This window comes from Thiorhodococcus drewsii AZ1 (assembly GCF_000224065.1).
Lineage (GTDB): Bacteria > Pseudomonadota > Gammaproteobacteria > Chromatiales > Chromatiaceae > Imhoffiella > Imhoffiella drewsii.
The window spans coordinates 1-14,890 of sequence record NZ_AFWT01000010.1 but is presented as its reverse complement, the minus strand read 5'-3'; the positions used below and the strand labels follow the sequence as shown (position 1 = coordinate 14,890).

Genomic DNA, 14,890 nt, shown 5'->3' with positions numbered 1-14,890 from the left:
ATCACCAGGGGATCGGCTCTCCTTGGCGGAAAAATCCGCCGCTCGGACCATCCTCTGGGAGCGTCGCCGCCCACACGATGCCACGCGCGCCCTCTTCCACACCGATCGGGGCTTCCATCCCGCCCATCTCGGTCCGAACCCAGCCGGGACACACCGAATTGATCTTGACGCCCGTACCCTGAAGTTCGTCGGCAAACATGCATGTGACAGCGTTGAGCGCCGTCTTGGACAGACGATATCCGGTGCAACCGCCGTTCATCTCGCTGAGCTGGGCCATCCCCGACGAGACGTTGACGACCCGTCCACGCCCCTCCATCAACGGAATCAGCGCCTGACAGACCCGCAAGGCGCCGAGCGTATTGGCCTCCAGCGCCTGACGCACCAGATCCAGATCCGCCTCGAAGACACTCGAACCGGCCGAGCCCGGCCTCGGATCGGGAAAGACGCCAGCGTTGTTCACCAAGACGTCGAGCCGTCCGAAACGCTCGCGTACAAAGGCGGCCAACGCCTCGACACTGGACCCATCGGTGATGTCCAGCGGGTGGAAGATCACCTCCAACCCCTGCCCCACCAAGTCATCCGCAGCAGCCTGCCCCTCAGACTCGCGACGCGCGGTGAGGATCACCTGATATCCGTTATGGGCCAACTGGCGGCAGGTTTCGAACCCGAGACCGCGGTAAGCACCCGTCACGAGCGCGAGTGGTCGATTCGACATGATGAACTCTCCTATCGAGTTTAAGATCTTGTGGACTAGGCCGCGCTTCCGTGTTCAGGCCATCGCTATAATGCGAACCGACAACAGCACAGCTGTCGATTCCAGCTACCCCCCTCACGGAACCGAGACGCGGAAGACGATGTTCAAAAATACCTCATTGCATTTCGATCCCGACCTGGACCAGATCCTCAATCGGGTCTATGGCGCGGGTTCCAATATACAGTCCGAGCCAGGCCGAAGCGCAACCAGCTTCCGGCAATCCCTGGTGCGTCGCGAACGCGGCTCGATCGAACTCAAGCAGGCATTGAGCGAACTCCGGGATCGACGCGAAAAGGCCCAGGAGATCATGCGTATGAAAGAGGAACTTAACTATCTCCAGACACAGGTCACCAAGCTGAAAGAGCTGGATGCTCAGATCGTCACGCTCCGCGACAAGCTCGACCAAGAGGAGGCGATCGAGCCAATTCTGCTCGCCGATTCGAGACCCGACGAGGACGAACGACACGACGACTAGCCGGGCGGGCTGGATGCTGGGAATGAGGACCAAGACATCCCGTCGGGGTTGACAACAAAGAGTGTTACGCAGAAAAATCACGTCACACTCCACGCGTCAATCGTCGTCCAAATCCTATGAATCGACCCATCTTTGCGCGTCCCGCTCCGCTCGCTGCCCTGCTGTCCACCCTTCTACTGGCCGCAACCAGTGCTCAGGCGCATTTCCAGCAGCTCATTCCCTACCCTGACATCCTCACCGCCGACACCGGCGCCGAGGTGAATCTGGACCTGAGATTCACCCATCCGATGGAACGCGGCCCGCTGATGAACATGGGCCAGCCAGTTCGATTCGGAGTCGCCGGCCCGGCTGGCGTCGAGGATCTCACCGACAGCCTGAAGGCCGAGAAGACCGACGGCAAACAGACCTTCAGCGCCGATTACCACGTCAAACAACCCGGAGACTATGTCTTCTTCGTCGAACCGGCGCCCTATTGGGAACCAGCCGAAGGGGTCATGATCGTCCACTACACCAAGGTCGTCGTCGATGCCTTCGGCGCCGAGGAGGGTTGGGATAGAGAGATCGGCCTGCCAGTCGAGATCGAGCCCCTGGTGCGTCCCTACGGCCTCTGGACCGGCAACCTCTTCAGCGGCATCGTCAAGCAGAACGGCCAGCCGGTGCCCTTCGCCGAGGTCGAGGTGGAATGGGTCAACGACGGCTCGGTCACGCCGCCCGCCTCGCCCTTCGTCACCCAGGTCATCAAGGCCGACGCCAACGGTCGCTTCAGCTACGCCATGCCGCGCGCCGGCTGGTGGGGCTTCGCCGCGCTGCTCGAAGGCGATAAGCCCATGAAGAATCCGGATGGGAAAACGGTCCCGGTCGAAGCCGGGGCACTCATCTGGGTGAAGGCGACCGACATGAAGTAGCGGATCGGCCCCACTCGATGGCACATATCCCTGACGGCGTCCTCTCGGCGCCCATTCTGATCGGCGGCGGACTGGTGTCCGCCGCGCTGCTCGCTGTCGCGCTCAGACGTCTCGACTACGATCGGCTCCCACAGGCGGCGGTTCTGTCCGCCGCCTTCTTCGTATCGTCCCTCATCAGCGTCCCGGTCGGCCCGAGCAGCGTCCACCTGCTGCTGAACGGACTCATGGGACTGCTGCTCGGCTGGACCGCCCTGCCCGCGCTCTTCGTCGCCTTGCTGCTGCAGGCGGTTTTCTTCGGCTTCGGTGGGATCCTGACGCTCGGCGTCAATACACTCAACATGGCCCTGCCGGCGCTCATCTGCGCACTTACTCTGGCACCGTTGATGCGTCGGGTCGCGCCGCGACGACGCCTCTGGGTCGGGGCGGCCGCGGGAGGTATCGGCGTCATGTCCACGGCGGCTCTGGTCGCGATCGACCTGGGGCTGAGCGGACAAGCCTTCCTACCAGCCGCCAAGGTCCTGGTCCTGACCTACATCCCGCTGGCCGTCGTCGAGGCGCTCATCACCGCCACGGTCGTCGCCTTCCTGCAACGCGTCGCGCCCGAGATCCTCATCCACGACGAGGTTGGACATGTCTGAATCCAAACCGTCCGCGCGGCGGCTCAAGCCGTTGGCCGCCGGACTCTTACTGGGGCTCGTGCTCGTCAGCCTGCCCGTGCTCGCACACAAGCTCCAGGTCTTCGCCTTTGCCGAGGGCGCCCAGATCCAGGGCAGCGCCTATTTCGCCGGCGGGGCCAAGGCCAGCGGCGCCAGAATTCGCATCCAGGACACCACGGGTAAAACGCTCGCCGAGCTGACGCCCGATGCCGAGGGCGCGTTCAGCTACCAGGCCACATCGCCGACCGATCACATCATCATCGCCGAATCGGGCGACGGACATCGTGCCGAGTGGCGAGTCACGGCCGACGAGCTGGCCGGCGGCTTTCCTCAATCCGAGTCGATTCCCCCTGCACCGACCCAAGGACAGCCAGGAGCCAGCGAGCCGGTCACCGCTGACCAGACATCCACCACAGCCAAGCCGACCCCGGAGACATCGGCCACCACACCCGACGCGCGGCTGCTGATGGAGATCGAGCAGGCCGTCGCCCGCCAAGTCCGCCCCCTGCGGGAACAACTGATCGCGTCCGAGGACCGTGCCCGCTGGCATGACGTGCTCGGGGGCATCGGCTACATCATCGGGCTCACCGGGCTGGCACTCTGGATGCACGCGCGCTCCAAAGGCGGACATTCGTGACCGAGAGCGCCTTGCTCGCGCCGCTGGGATCGGGCTGGATCTCGGAGCGCGACCCGCGTCTGCGCATCCTCGCCGCGCTGCTCTTCGCGCTGGTCACCATCGGGCTGCAGCAGCTTGAGATCGCCCTGCTCGCCTTCGCCCTGGCCCTGGGATTCGCCCTGACGGCCGGCATGCGCCCAGCCTTCCTGCTCCGTCGCCTAGCGGCACTGGAAGGCTTCATGGCAATCCTGCTCTTAAGCCTCCCTTTAACGGTGCCGGGAACCCCGGTCGCCACGTTCGGCCCGCTCACGGCGAGCCAGGAAGGGCTGCATCAAGCCGGTCTGATCCTGCTCAAGGCCAATGCCGTGGTGCTGGCGCTTACCGCGCTGGCCGGAACCCTGGAACCGGTGGTCTTCGGGCACGCACTCGGACGCCTCGGCGTTCCGGAGAAGCTGGTGCATCTGCTGCTGATGACGATCCGCCAGATCCATCTGCTGCATCAGGAATATCTCCGGCTGCGCCAGGCGATGCGGGCACGGGCCTTCGTTCCACGTAGCGATCGACACACCTGGAGCAGCTATGGCTGGCTGATGGGCATGCTGCTGGTGCGCAGCCTAGACCGCGCACGGCGACTCATGGCGGCCATGCGCTGTCGCGGTTTTCAGGGACGGCTCTATCTGCTGGATCGACCGCGCTGGCGCCTCGCCGATACCGGATCGGGGATCGGATTCGTGATACTGTGCGCGAGCCTGCCGATCCTGGACCGGATGACGTGAGCCAGAACGAGATACCCCACTCAGACTCTCAAACCCCATTGATCGAGCTGCGCGACATCGCCTTCGATCATCGCGACCGCCAGGTGCTCAAAGGGGTCGATTTCAGCCTGCATGCCGGAGAGCGGATCGCCTTGATCGGCCCCAACGGGGCAGGCAAGACCACGCTGCTGCACCTACTGGTCGGACTGCACCAACCGCGCGCGGGAACCCTGCTCGCCTTCGGCCGCGAGCGCCGTGTCGAGTCGGATTTCCACGAGGTGCGCGCCCGGATCGGGCTGCTGTTCCAGGACTCCGACGATCAACTCTTCTGCCCCACCGTGCTCGAAGACGTCGCCTTCGGCCCGCTGAACCTCGGCCGCTCGCCCGACGAGGCGCGCAGCGACGCCTTGCGGACCCTCGCGGTGCTCGGACTGGAGGAATTTGCCGAACGGGTCACACACCGCCTCTCGGCCGGCGAGAAGCGGCTGGTCGCACTCGCGACCGTGCTCGCCATGGCCCCTTCGGTCCTGCTGCTCGACGAACCTACCAACGGCCTCGACGAGGCGACCGAGCAACGCCTCATCGCCCATCTGTCGGGACTCGACCAGGCGATGCTGATCGTCTCCCACGACCGCACCTTCCTCGAACGCCTAGCGACCCGAGCGGTGCATCTGGTCGACGGCAGGCTGAACGAAGCGACCCTGCACAGACACCCGCACACGCACCACCACAGCCATCTCCACCTGCATCTCGCCAACGCCGCGACCGACCACCAGGACGCCGCGCACGCCGATCATCACGAGAGTTCCTGAGAGAGCGTCAAGGCGCTTGCCGGACACTTTAAAGCCGTCGCCCCCGAACAGGAGGTCGACGGCACACAGATCATCGATTCAGCTGAGCCTGCATCTGTCGCGCCTCGTCGATTCCCGGGAAATCGACTCCCGAGGCAAGCGCCTTGGCCAAAAGATCTTTCGCTTCCGCCTTACGGTCGAGGGCGGCGTCAATCATCCCCCGATGAAACTGGACCTCTGGCGGAACCTTGTCGACCATCGAGACGACCTTATCCATGGTCGCAGCGGCCTGATCCAGCTCGCCAACGCGGAATTGGACCCAACCGAGGGTGTCCAGCAGCACCCACTGATCCGAGCCCTCGAACCGCTTCACCAGCTCCCGCGCCTTGGCCAGACTTTCGGGATCGTCCTTGCGGTCGTTCGCAAGCAGCATCGCGAGGTTGTTGATGACAGCATCCGCATCCGGGTTGGTCTTCAACACCTCCTCATAGACGGCGAGCGCCTCATCGGGTCGCGAATCCTGCTGCAACGCCTGCCCGAGACGAAACACGAGGAAGGCATTGCGATTGGTGGCATCGACGCCCTTGCGCAAGGTCTCGACCGAGGCCGCCGGATCACCATCACGAGCCTGTAGGTCCGACAAACGCACATAGGCAGCGGGAGACTCTGGATGCAGCACGATCATTTGAGCGAACTGGTCACGGGCCTCCTTTAGACGCCCGGTTGCCATATAGATTTCGCCCAGAAGACTGAGGGCCGACGAATTCACGGGCTGCTTGTCCAACACCTGCTGGACCTGACGCTCGGCATCCTCGGCACGCCCCAGCGCGAGCTGACTCCTAGCCAATGCCAGCTTGGGCTCGATCGCGTCGGGCCGCTTTTCAAGCGCCGTTTCGAAATGTTTGACGCTTCCCTCTAGATCACCCGCATGCTGCGCATAGAGCCCAGCGAGATAGTGACCCAACGGATGATCCGACTGCGATTTGAGCAACTGGTCAGCGGTCTTTTTCATCGCCTCCCAGTCCTGCTGACTGAGTTGCAAGCGCGCCAAGGCGCTTTGCACCTGTGCGTTATCGGGTGTTCGCTCGAGGAAGGATTGGAGGACGGACGTCGCACCCTGGGCATCACCGTGCGAGAAACGCAACTGAGCCAGTTGCAGATAGGCCTGCGGATCCTTAGGCGCCGCCTGGATCGCCTTATCCAAAGCGTCCTGCGCCAACGACACCTCCCCGCGCATCTCGTGCGCAGCAGCAAGCATACGCAACGCATTGACCGCATTGGGAACGTTCTGCAGCACGTTACGCAGATCGGCAACGGCACGGTCGGCGTCCTTGCGTTTCAGCGCAATCGCGGCCCTCACCACCAAGGCATCCGTGTTCCGGGAATCCTCGTCCAGCACCTGCGCGACCAGCGCTTCGGCCTCGTCCTGACGATCCGTCGCCAATAGCAACGCTGCAAGCAATCCGCGCGCGCGCAGACGGTTGGCGCCATCGTCATCCCGCTCGATGATTTCACGATAGACGGCAACGGCCTCGTCCGCCTTGCCGCTCTTCCGATACAGATCGGCGAGGGCAAAGCGCAGCGAATAACGATCGGGCTCCTTGGCGATGAAGCCCTTCAAGGTGGCTGCGGCCGCGTCCAACCCTTTCTGCTGCGTAATCCATTGCACCATCAAGAATCGCGGCTGATCGTCATCGGGATGTGCGGCCACCGCCGCCTTTAACGTCTCCTCGGCGCGATCCAAATGCCCTTGCTGCGTCTCGAACGCGACCAATCGCGCCACGTGCGCCAACTGATCGGGCTCCTGCTTCACGGCCTGCTCAAGCTGAGCGCGAGCCGCGTCGGACTCTCCGCCATCCATGAGGATGCTTGCCAGCATGATCCGCAGCGAGACGTCCTCCGGATGCGCCTCGACAGCCGTTCGCAACAGTCGCTTCGCCTCATCCAAATTCTTCTGCGAGCGACGAATCTCGGCGAGGAGCACCAGGCCGTCGCGCAACTTGGGATCGACCGCAAGCGCCGCATTGGCATCCGCTATCCCCGCATCCACGTCGCCCTGCTTGGCACGGATCATCCCCCTCAGCGCCAAAGCACTCGGCTGTTGCGGATCGATCGCCAAGACAGCTTCGACATCCTTCGAGGCATCATCGAGTTGGTTCGCCCCGAACAGCAAACGCCCCCGCTTGAGGTGCGCATCGACGTTTTGCGGATCGAGCTCCAAAGCCTTGCCGTAATCACCGAAGGCAGCCGACCAGTTTTGCTCCGCCGCCTCGATCTCGGCCAGCTGGTACCAGGCCGGCGCATATTTTGGATCGATCTGAAGGACGTTTTTGAACTCTAGACGGGCTTTGATTCTGTCGCCTTGGGACAGCAGCTCTACGCCATGGTCGTAGTAGGCTTGCTTGCGGTCGTCGGCACCGCAGGAGGCTAACAGCAACAAAATCAATGGTAAAACTTTAAACTTCAGGGGCATTTGAATTTCTCCGAAGTCCCAGCAGCACATTCAGGCGCCAGACCAAAACGCATCAAGATTGTTACAAAAAATAAATCTGTTACAGCACCGTTCACAAATATCAGCACCACCACCTAGCGTGCACCATAATTTCACGGTCCATATTTACGCACCTCAGACTCTGCTAAGCCACTGTTTTAAAAAATCACCTCCAAAAAAAGATACTAAAATCGACCACAGAATCAAAAGCCTTAACTTCGGCACATATCCTGCTAAATTAACAATTGACGAGGTACAGCTTACGCATATCAGCAACCACTAAACACGGACCGGCTGCTTGAGAATGCAATTTTTAATCCATATTTATGATGAGGCATTAAACATGAGGCTTTTTCAATCAGCAATTGCATTATTACTACTCTCGTTAGCGACCGTTGCAAACGCAGCCACAATTAACGGCTCCATCGATTTCACTGGCGAAATAATACTTAACGCATCTATACCAGACGCAGTCTCAGTTTCATTTGGGGCAGTCGAAGCCAACTATGGCAATGACGATCTCAAAGTAATGAATGGCGCCAAAACCGGTTCTTCACTAACATTCCAAGGATTCAAGTTCGATCCGGATGAAGTATCTGGAAAAACAATCTGGTCTTTTAACAGTGGCCAGTTTTCATTCAATGCCGACGAAGTTGAATCCGTTACACAAAACAAAGACCCAAATTATCTGGTTGTGGTCCTCTCTGGCACACTTAGCAGCACAGATACCCTCTACGAAACAACCCCAGCATATTTCACGATCACAACTCAAGGAACGCGAACTACAGCATCGTTCTCAGCTGGTGCAACGTCAGTTCCCTTACCTGCGGCCGGCTGGCTCTTCGGCTCTGCGATGCTTGGACTCGCCGGAATAGCCAAGCGACGCAAAACGGCACGAGCCTAATTAAGCAAAAGAGAAAGCGCTCTCGCAGAATTTGAGGGCGCTTTCCTTCCAGCAACACACACCCTAATTTAAACCACCCTTTCTTTAAGCTACAGCAGTATTAAGCTACGCCCGCCTTAACATGCAATGCATACAGCATGTCCTCATCCGCAATATGGTCGATCAGCCAATCCTGGGTAATATCTAGAGCGCGGTCCGCCAGATCCTGACTTGGGCCAAAGATCATCAGATCATTTTCAAGCTCATCTAGACGCTTAAAGAAGGCGACGTGCTGGCGCAGATGGTCCTTGATACCAGGGTAGTCATGCTCGCGCATGAATGCCTCCTCCGTCTGGAAGTGCTCCTCCGCATACTCCCGCATGAAGGCGATCGCCGGCCCTACAGCAGCCTTGCCGTCACGGTCGAGGATACCTTCGTACAGACGATGCGAGGCCACGAAGAACCCCTGATGCTGTTGGTCGATTTCGGGAACGCCGATGAGGTAGACGTCGGACCAGTCTTTGAGCATTGGACACCTGCAAACATAGTTTGATCGAAAAACCAGGATCGCGAGGCCCTGGTTGACAAGGAATCTAGGTTAAGCCCGAGCCGACATGACTGTCGAGCAGGAGAAGCAGGCAGACGAACACGCACATCCAACCGACAGAAATGCCGTTCGTGATTGACCAAGACGACGAGAGCAGCCCCGCACCAAGACCAAAACAACAGCATTCCACCGCCCCAGCTCTCGCCGCCGAACCAAGCACTAACCATGCTACTCTGCCAGCAAGAAGCGCGGTCACCCTCCCACGAACCTCCGACCGACGCTTGCCGGAGCCTTATCGGCCCGCATACCTCTTCTCACGAAGCGTTGTGCCCGTTCGATTAGCACATGCATTTCCAACTCACGAGGAGAGGCCATGCCCAAGGATCGCATCACCCACGCAGCCCGCACTCCAGCGCGCGCGAGCCTCCTTTCGATGACGAACCGGGACAACGCCCTTTGGCAGCAATACTGGCGCGACCAGCGAACCGATCTGAACCAACAGGGGGTCAATCCACTCCTGATGCGTTGGTGGTCCAGCCTCGGCCTAGCAAAGGGCAGCCGCGTATTGGTTCCGATGTGCGGCAAGAGCCAGGATATGCTCTGGCTCATCAAAGAGGGATACAGGGTCACCGGCATCGAGCTGAGCCCGGTGGCCGTTCGCGCCTTCTTCTTTGAGCATGACCTTGGATCTACCAAGCGGACACAAGGCCCACTGACACGCTGGGGACATGGAAATCTGAGCATCCTGTGCGGTGACTTCTTCGCCGCCACCGCCGCCGATCTCGGACCAATCGATGCCATCTACGATTGCGCCGCGCTCACAGCGCTACCTGAAGATATCCGCCGACTCTATGTCACCCACCTAGCCCTGATCGTCCCCGATGCACGCCAACTTCTGGTACTGACATCCGAAGACTCTGTGCCTGGCGAATCATTGGGGCAGATATCGACCGTCGCCCAGGAAATCCAAACGCTCTATGCCGAGCGTTTCAAGATCGACCTGGCCCAGGTTGAAACTCACGTCGAAACCGACCAGCAATGCCCGCAGGAACGGAGCGAGACCGTCCACCACAAGGCATACCGAATGACGGTCCGTGCCTCTGCTCATTTGATCGACCAACCGGACAACGCTTCGGGTGAAGACAGGATAACGACCGAACAAATCCGCTAACCGTCGACCCGCCCTCGTCCCACGGACGTGAGTTCCGGGATATCGTACAAAGAGGACCATTGACATCGCATCGATTACGGCTTTTCCGCACCAGAAAAACAGCCATGCGCCGCCTGCATTCTCTGAAATGGTATTGCCGACTACCCCGCTTACAGGTACAACCTAAACGGATAATCCTTGCCGACATCCATATTTATCGATGCTGCGTTAGCGCAAACGCACGATCTTCATCACTTATCGCTGATCAGGGGCGACTCAATGACGGCTAAACATTCCACGCCGGACCCTAAAATGGTGACGATCTGCGTCACGAATCTCGCCAGTGAAACCACCGCAGCCGAAGTGACGGAGCTATTTTCGGCATACGGAGTCGTGCGCTGCATACAATTCTCCGAAGACAGGTTCCAGCACAGGTTTCAGAAAATCGCCCATGTCGATCTTTCATCCGATAAGCCTGCACAAGCGCTTGCCGCACTGGACGGACAGCTCTTCAAAGGCGCGATCATCCAGCTAACGCAATGCTCCGACGCCTCTTCAGCGGATGAAGACTCAGCCGATCACCTCTCGACCGTCCTCAAAGACAGCAGCGAGCCCAACTACTCCGCGAGAACCCCTTATGAGCTGGCCTCCGTGGAAAAAGTAGACATGACCACGAGCACAGATGGAGTCGACTGGTTTCGCTATATCTTGGAGAGCGGCACCTCAAGCATCGTCGGTTACCGCCAGGGGGACCTAGATGAGGTCACAGCTTTTGCGCAAACCTGCGCGGACGATTTCAATCTACGCAACACTGTCGGATGGAAAAGGGCGTCAGGTCGCGTGCGAAAGCAATAACGACCCGATCACGCCCCTCGACTGCAGCCTCCCGAGACGAGCCCGTGACCGTTCGTCTTGGCGCCACTCACCTGACGGCGACCGCTCTCGACCTTCGAGGACAGAGACCCGTGGCGAGTCCCCGGCTCACGATCAGACCCGGCTGACCTGGGCCACGATGGTGAAGAGGCCCAAACACCGCGCATACCGTCGATCTCAACATTCGACTGCCGAACGTGCTAGCGCATCTACCGACAAGACCCGGAACGATCCTGTTGCTCCAGCGCCTCCAACCGCTTGCCTAGCTCGACCAACTCACCCGCCTGGCGATTGATCCGCTTGAGCAAACCCGGCAACTGCGCCAGCGCCGCAAGTTCGCGGAGGGTATCCCTAATCGGACGCGCCGGGGTTCCGAACACGGAAAGACCTGCCGGAACGTCCTTGGTCACGCCAGACTGACCGCCAACGCGCGCGCCCGGTCCGACGCTGACATGGTCTGAAATGGCGACCTGTCCAGCGATAACCGCCCCATCCCCAACACGGCTACTACCCGCCACCCCAGCCTGACTCACCAGAATGACGTGCTGGCCGATCTGGGTGTTATGAGCGACTTGAACCAGATTGTCGATCTTGGTGCCGCAGCGGATACGCGTCTCGCCCAGAGTGGCCCGGTCAACGCAGCAGTTGCTACCGATTTCGACATCATCCTCGATCACCACGCACCCGAGCTGAGGGATCTTGCGATGCCTATTGCCATCCCAACTGAAACCGAATCCATCCCCACCGATGACCGTTCCAGAGTGGATGAGACAACGCTGACCCAGCACACTGCCTCGGTGAAGGGTAACGTTGGCCTCAATGACAGAGTCCATCCCCAAAACCACATCAGGCCCAAGATAACAGCCAGGACCGATGATGCAGCGATCACCGACCCGCACGCCGGGACCAACAACAGCGCAGGCGCCTATCGCCACATCCTGACCGAGGATCGCCGTGGGGTCGATCACCGCGCGCGCGCTGATACCTTGAATCTCCGAGACATAGGCAAAGGCTTCGGCGACCCGAAAAAATCCTCGCCGCGGCTCCGACGAACGAATGAGCACAGAACCGCTGAGGACGGGGAAGTCCTCTGGAACGACGATAGCACCCGCTCCGCTGGCCTGAACGGCGTCGGCCTGCTCGGAGGTCTCAGCTAGACAAAGGTCTCCACCCCCCGCCAATTGCAAGGTATTGACTCCATCGATACGCAGAGGCGCTTGCGTAGGCTCGGCGGCCGTAAGAGGGACCTGCAGCAAGGTACAGATCTGAGGAAGGTCGAACACCATCTGGTCATCTCCTAGTCGTATCGGTTCGCCAGCAGTGGATCCCAACAAACGCCGCAACTGCGTCGCGCATCCCCACACTCAGGATACGTTTCAGCAGAGTCTCTATTGCGAACAATCTGCGCCCTGCGAGCAGATTAGCAGAGAAAACATGATACTGACGCATTCAATAACGTGCTAATTGAGCGCTCAAAAAAAGGCTAATCGCAGAGATCGAAATAACAGAGTATTTTCCCGTAGACCGGATTGGCTTTAATGAAGCAGGCTAAATAAATAAAATGGACCGCCGCAACAGCAAATACCACAACATCCTGATCGACTCCAAAATAAAACCGAAAGCGAATTCGGCGCAACTCTAGAGCGACTTCCAGAAGTATCCGCTCTACTCTACTGCTCAACAGGCCGAAGAGAGCGTCACTGATAAATGGATCAAGATACCTTGATCGCATCTCGACCAACACCATTCACCACATAGCGCAGAGTCAAATACTAGAGGCCGCTTTTACCATACCGACATCAAAGCATAAAGGAGGCCAAAATGGCGACTGACTTTATCCCAGAATATTCGTATCGCACTCCAGGCGCAGTGATGTCAGCTTGACTCGAACTCCATCTTTATAACGACGAACAAGAGTCAGTTTTTAAAGCACAAAAAAAGCTTGCCGGCTGACAGCCGGCAAGCTTTTAGAGCGGATCCGAAGAAGCGGGAAACCGCCTCAGAAACGCCGTCCACTCGAGCCACGATCGCTTCTGGGCTTGGCTTCGTTCACTTTGATGGAGCGCCCCTGAAGATCCGTTCCATTGAGCCCCTTAATCGCCGCATCGGCATGGCTATTATTGGGCATCTCGACGAAACCGAATCCCTTCGATTGACCCGTGAATTTATCACTGATCAAATTGACTTGGGCAACCTCACCAAAAGGCGCAAAGGCTTCACGCAGATCAGAATCGGTCGTGTTATAAGATAGATTGCCTACGTAGATATTCATCGCTGTCTCTCTGAACTCAGAAATTGCATGTATATAGGATATCGAAGCCGGCCTAACGGCGACGCTTTCGATACGGAGTCACCGCTGGCGCGGTATCAGTGAGGCAGGGAGGCTACGAGGTCTCGGAAACAAACTTGGATTTCTGCGAAATCAGCAGACGCCATATGCCGACTGGTATCATCGACTTCTCTCACTCTCTATACCGTAACAGGTCTTGAACGGGAAAGCACGCGATATTTCAGCTCTATTTCTATCGAAATCGGACGCGCGCCGCCTAAGCACCAAATCCGTCACGCAAAAGCACACCCACATAAATAAAAATAATAACCTAGACGTCGAATGCGATAAGAAAGGCCCTTCTTAGACACGACGCACGCACATACAAACCACGAAGAAGGAATACTGGATTGGCGCCCTTCCATTCAGTCGAGCAGGCTCCACCCACTCAATAAGCCAAATCGCCGCATAGAGCGCAGCCTTCTCTCGACAGACATCAGAGCGCACCGCCCCTGCCGGACGGCCAGCTCAATAATATCTCGAATAACGCGCGGTCAGCACAGCCCGCCGCCGACTGTCCAGCAATCGTTTACGAAGGCCGAATCAAGCGGGCACCTGATTATTTACGAATCTCAGCCTGCGAGTGCTGAGTCGGCGCATACTGAGACCATCGCGAGTTCCTGGAGAAACGCTGATGGCACAAAACCCGATCCAATTTCAGAAGGGCTTGAGCTTGCAGGAATTTATGACGCACTACGGCCGTGAAGCTCTGTGCGTTGAAGCCCTGGAGCAATGGCGCTGGCCGCAGGGGTTCGTCTGCCCGAGCTGTGGTCACGGCGGCGTACCGGTGCGACTGCGCACGCGCGCCCTGTTGCAGTGCCGCCATTGCCATCACCAAACCTCCGTAACGGCTGGGACGATCTTCGAGGCGACCAAGCTGCCGCTCACGACCTGGTTCCTGGCGATGTTCTTGTTGACGCAGCAGAAAAACGGCATCTCTGCGCTGGAGCTCAAGCGTCATCTGGGCGTCTCCTATCTCACCGCTTGGCGGGTCAAGCACAAGCTGTTGCAGGTCATGAAAGAGCGTGACGATCAAACCCGACTCAAGGGCGTTATCGAGGTAGACGATGCCTACTGGGGCGGAGAGCGTCACGGGGCCAAGCCTGGGCGCGGCTCACCGAACAAGGTTGCGTTCATCGCCGCCTTGTCCTGCAACGCAGAAGGCCACCCGATCGGGCTTTGCCTGGGCAAGGTGGCCGGCTTCCGCTCGCGCGAAGTCGAGCGCTTCGCCAAGCGCCACTTCGATCCCAATGCCATCGTGCTCACCGATGGGCTGGCGTGCTTTCGTGGCGTCGCCAGCGCCGGGTTCGAGCACCAGCCCGTCGTCACCGGTGGCGGCTATCGCAGCATGGCCTTGCCCGAATTTCAGTGGCTTAACACCGTCCTCGGTAACGTCAAAAACAGCCTGCATGGTTCCTATCATCAGGTGAGCAGCAAGCATCTACCACGCTTCCTGGCCGAGTTTTGCTATCGCTTCAATCGCCGATTTGATCTGGCCTCCATGCTCCCGCGCCTTGGATGGGCTGCAGTGCGAACTCCACCGATGCCACACCGTCTCCTGAAAATGGCTGAGGCATGTTAATAATCAGGAGCGGGCAAGCAAGGTCGAATCGAGCAAGCAGAGCGCACCCGAAGCCCAGACGGCACCGAGATAAGCGCATGAGG

Annotated in this window: 15 protein-coding genes; 10 read left to right on the top strand and 5 right to left on the bottom strand. The window is 59.1% G+C overall.

Going from position 1 to position 14,890, the window contains the following annotated elements; all coding sequences use genetic code 11:
• Nucleotide 1: 1 nt before the first annotated feature.
• Nucleotides 2-715, bottom strand: a complete 714-nt coding sequence (locus tag THIDRDRAFT_RS08280) for an SDR family oxidoreductase (protein WP_007040386.1) — start codon at nucleotides 713-715, stop codon at nucleotides 2-4.
• A gap of 139 nt (nucleotides 716-854) precedes the next feature.
• Here THIDRDRAFT_RS08280 and THIDRDRAFT_RS08275 point away from each other — a divergent pair, with 139 nt between their 5' ends.
• The 6 genes from THIDRDRAFT_RS08275 to THIDRDRAFT_RS08250 all read left to right on the top strand — a co-directional run bounded on the left by THIDRDRAFT_RS08275 (nucleotide 855) and on the right by THIDRDRAFT_RS08250 (nucleotide 4,973).
• Nucleotides 855-1,229 (top strand): hypothetical protein, encoded by a 375-nt coding sequence (locus THIDRDRAFT_RS08275; protein ID WP_007040385.1) that lies wholly within the window; start codon nucleotides 855-857, stop codon nucleotides 1,227-1,229.
• A 116-nt stretch (nucleotides 1,230-1,345) separates the two neighbouring features.
• Entirely contained in the window at nucleotides 1,346-2,134 is a 789-nt protein-coding gene (locus THIDRDRAFT_RS08270; RefSeq protein ID WP_007040384.1) for a DUF4198 domain-containing protein, read from the top strand.
• Nucleotides 2,135-2,151: 17 nt separating this feature from the next.
• Complete coding sequence (cbiM, locus tag THIDRDRAFT_RS08265; RefSeq protein ID WP_007040383.1) at nucleotides 2,152-2,772, top strand: cobalt transporter CbiM; 621 nt, start codon at nucleotides 2,152-2,154, stop codon at nucleotides 2,770-2,772.
• Nucleotides 2,765-3,427, top strand: coding sequence for a hypothetical protein (locus THIDRDRAFT_RS08260; protein ID WP_007040382.1), 663 nt, complete (start codon nucleotides 2,765-2,767; stop codon nucleotides 3,425-3,427). Before cbiM ends, THIDRDRAFT_RS08260 begins: the two co-directional genes overlap by 8 nt.
• Nucleotides 3,424-4,182: a cobalt ECF transporter T component CbiQ gene (gene cbiQ, locus THIDRDRAFT_RS08255; protein ID WP_007040381.1), complete on the top strand. Its 759-nt coding sequence runs from the start codon at nucleotides 3,424-3,426 to the stop codon at nucleotides 4,180-4,182. The genes THIDRDRAFT_RS08260 and cbiQ overlap by 4 nt, the downstream gene beginning before the upstream one ends.
• The gene (locus THIDRDRAFT_RS08250; RefSeq protein ID WP_007040380.1) at nucleotides 4,179-4,973 is read left to right on the top strand and encodes an energy-coupling factor ABC transporter ATP-binding protein; all 795 of its coding nucleotides are present in this window, start codon (nucleotides 4,179-4,181) and stop codon (nucleotides 4,971-4,973) included. The genes cbiQ and THIDRDRAFT_RS08250 overlap by 4 nt, the downstream gene beginning before the upstream one ends.
• Nucleotides 4,974-5,043: 70 nt before the next feature.
• Here THIDRDRAFT_RS08250 and THIDRDRAFT_RS08245 read toward each other — a convergent pair whose 3' ends face one another.
• Nucleotides 5,044-7,425 (bottom strand): tetratricopeptide repeat protein, encoded by a 2,382-nt coding sequence (locus THIDRDRAFT_RS08245; RefSeq protein ID WP_007040379.1) that lies wholly within the window; start codon nucleotides 7,423-7,425, stop codon nucleotides 5,044-5,046.
• A 322-nt stretch (nucleotides 7,426-7,747) separates the two neighbouring features.
• On the opposite strand from THIDRDRAFT_RS08245, the gene THIDRDRAFT_RS25550 reads away from it, so the two are divergent.
• Nucleotides 7,748-8,347 (top strand): VPLPA-CTERM sorting domain-containing protein, encoded by a 600-nt coding sequence (locus tag THIDRDRAFT_RS25550; RefSeq protein WP_007040378.1) that lies wholly within the window; start codon nucleotides 7,748-7,750, stop codon nucleotides 8,345-8,347.
• Between the two features lie 100 nt (nucleotides 8,348-8,447).
• On the opposite strand, the gene THIDRDRAFT_RS08240 is transcribed toward THIDRDRAFT_RS25550, so the two are convergent.
• Entirely contained in the window at nucleotides 8,448-8,855 is a 408-nt protein-coding gene (locus tag THIDRDRAFT_RS08240; RefSeq protein WP_007040377.1) for a bacteriohemerythrin, read from the bottom strand.
• A 391-nt stretch (nucleotides 8,856-9,246) separates the two neighbouring features.
• Between THIDRDRAFT_RS08240 and THIDRDRAFT_RS08235 the strand changes: the two genes are divergently transcribed.
• Together THIDRDRAFT_RS08235 and THIDRDRAFT_RS08230 are read left to right on the top strand one after the other, a co-directional pair.
• Nucleotides 9,247-10,044, top strand: a complete 798-nt coding sequence (locus tag THIDRDRAFT_RS08235; RefSeq protein WP_007040376.1) for a thiopurine S-methyltransferase — start codon at nucleotides 9,247-9,249, stop codon at nucleotides 10,042-10,044.
• 177 nt (nucleotides 10,045-10,221) lie between these two features.
• Nucleotides 10,222-10,878, top strand: a complete 657-nt coding sequence (locus THIDRDRAFT_RS08230; protein WP_040844333.1) for an RNA recognition motif domain-containing protein — start codon at nucleotides 10,222-10,224, stop codon at nucleotides 10,876-10,878.
• A gap of 227 nt (nucleotides 10,879-11,105) precedes the next feature.
• Here the strand turns inward: THIDRDRAFT_RS08230 and lpxD are convergent, their stop codons facing one another.
• Both lpxD and THIDRDRAFT_RS08215 read right to left on the bottom strand, forming a co-directional pair.
• A complete protein-coding gene (gene lpxD / locus THIDRDRAFT_RS08225; protein WP_007040374.1) occupies nucleotides 11,106-12,182 on the bottom strand; it encodes a UDP-3-O-(3-hydroxymyristoyl)glucosamine N-acyltransferase in 1,077 nt (358 codons plus the stop codon).
• A 713-nt stretch (nucleotides 12,183-12,895) separates the two neighbouring features.
• On the bottom strand, nucleotides 12,896-13,168 hold the full coding sequence (locus tag THIDRDRAFT_RS08215; RefSeq protein ID WP_007040373.1) for an RNA recognition motif domain-containing protein: 273 nt from the start codon (nucleotides 13,166-13,168) through the stop codon (nucleotides 12,896-12,898).
• Nucleotides 13,169-13,859: 691 nt separating this feature from the next.
• Between THIDRDRAFT_RS08215 and THIDRDRAFT_RS08210 the strand changes: the two genes are divergently transcribed.
• Complete coding sequence (locus THIDRDRAFT_RS08210; protein WP_007040372.1) at nucleotides 13,860-14,807, top strand: IS1595 family transposase; 948 nt, start codon at nucleotides 13,860-13,862, stop codon at nucleotides 14,805-14,807.
• Nucleotides 14,808-14,890 lie beyond the last annotated feature (83 nt).

Coding starts and splice junctions, on each gene's coding strand:
- THIDRDRAFT_RS08260 (WP_007040382.1), top strand. CDS start 2,765: ATGTCTGAATCCAAACCGTCCGCGCGGCGGCTCAAGCCGTTGGCCGCC.
- THIDRDRAFT_RS08245 (WP_007040379.1), bottom strand. CDS start 7,425: ATGCCCCTGAAGTTTAAAGTTTTACCATTGATTTTGTTGCTGTTAGCC.
- THIDRDRAFT_RS08270 (WP_007040384.1), top strand. CDS start 1,346: ATGAATCGACCCATCTTTGCGCGTCCCGCTCCGCTCGCTGCCCTGCTG.
- THIDRDRAFT_RS25550 (WP_007040378.1), top strand. CDS start 7,748: ATGCAATTTTTAATCCATATTTATGATGAGGCATTAAACATGAGGCTT.
- THIDRDRAFT_RS08240 (WP_007040377.1), bottom strand. CDS start 8,855: ATGCTCAAAGACTGGTCCGACGTCTACCTCATCGGCGTTCCCGAAATC.
- THIDRDRAFT_RS08235 (WP_007040376.1), top strand. CDS start 9,247: ATGCCCAAGGATCGCATCACCCACGCAGCCCGCACTCCAGCGCGCGCG.
- cbiM (WP_007040383.1), top strand. CDS start 2,152: ATGGCACATATCCCTGACGGCGTCCTCTCGGCGCCCATTCTGATCGGC.
- THIDRDRAFT_RS08210 (WP_007040372.1), top strand. CDS start 13,860: ATGGCACAAAACCCGATCCAATTTCAGAAGGGCTTGAGCTTGCAGGAA.
- THIDRDRAFT_RS08215 (WP_007040373.1), bottom strand. CDS start 13,168: ATGAATATCTACGTAGGCAATCTATCTTATAACACGACCGATTCTGAT.
- THIDRDRAFT_RS08280 (WP_007040386.1), bottom strand. CDS start 715: ATGTCGAATCGACCACTCGCGCTCGTGACGGGTGCTTACCGCGGTCTC.
- THIDRDRAFT_RS08275 (WP_007040385.1), top strand. CDS start 855: ATGTTCAAAAATACCTCATTGCATTTCGATCCCGACCTGGACCAGATC.
- lpxD (WP_007040374.1), bottom strand. CDS start 12,182: ATGGTGTTCGACCTTCCTCAGATCTGTACCTTGCTGCAGGTCCCTCTT.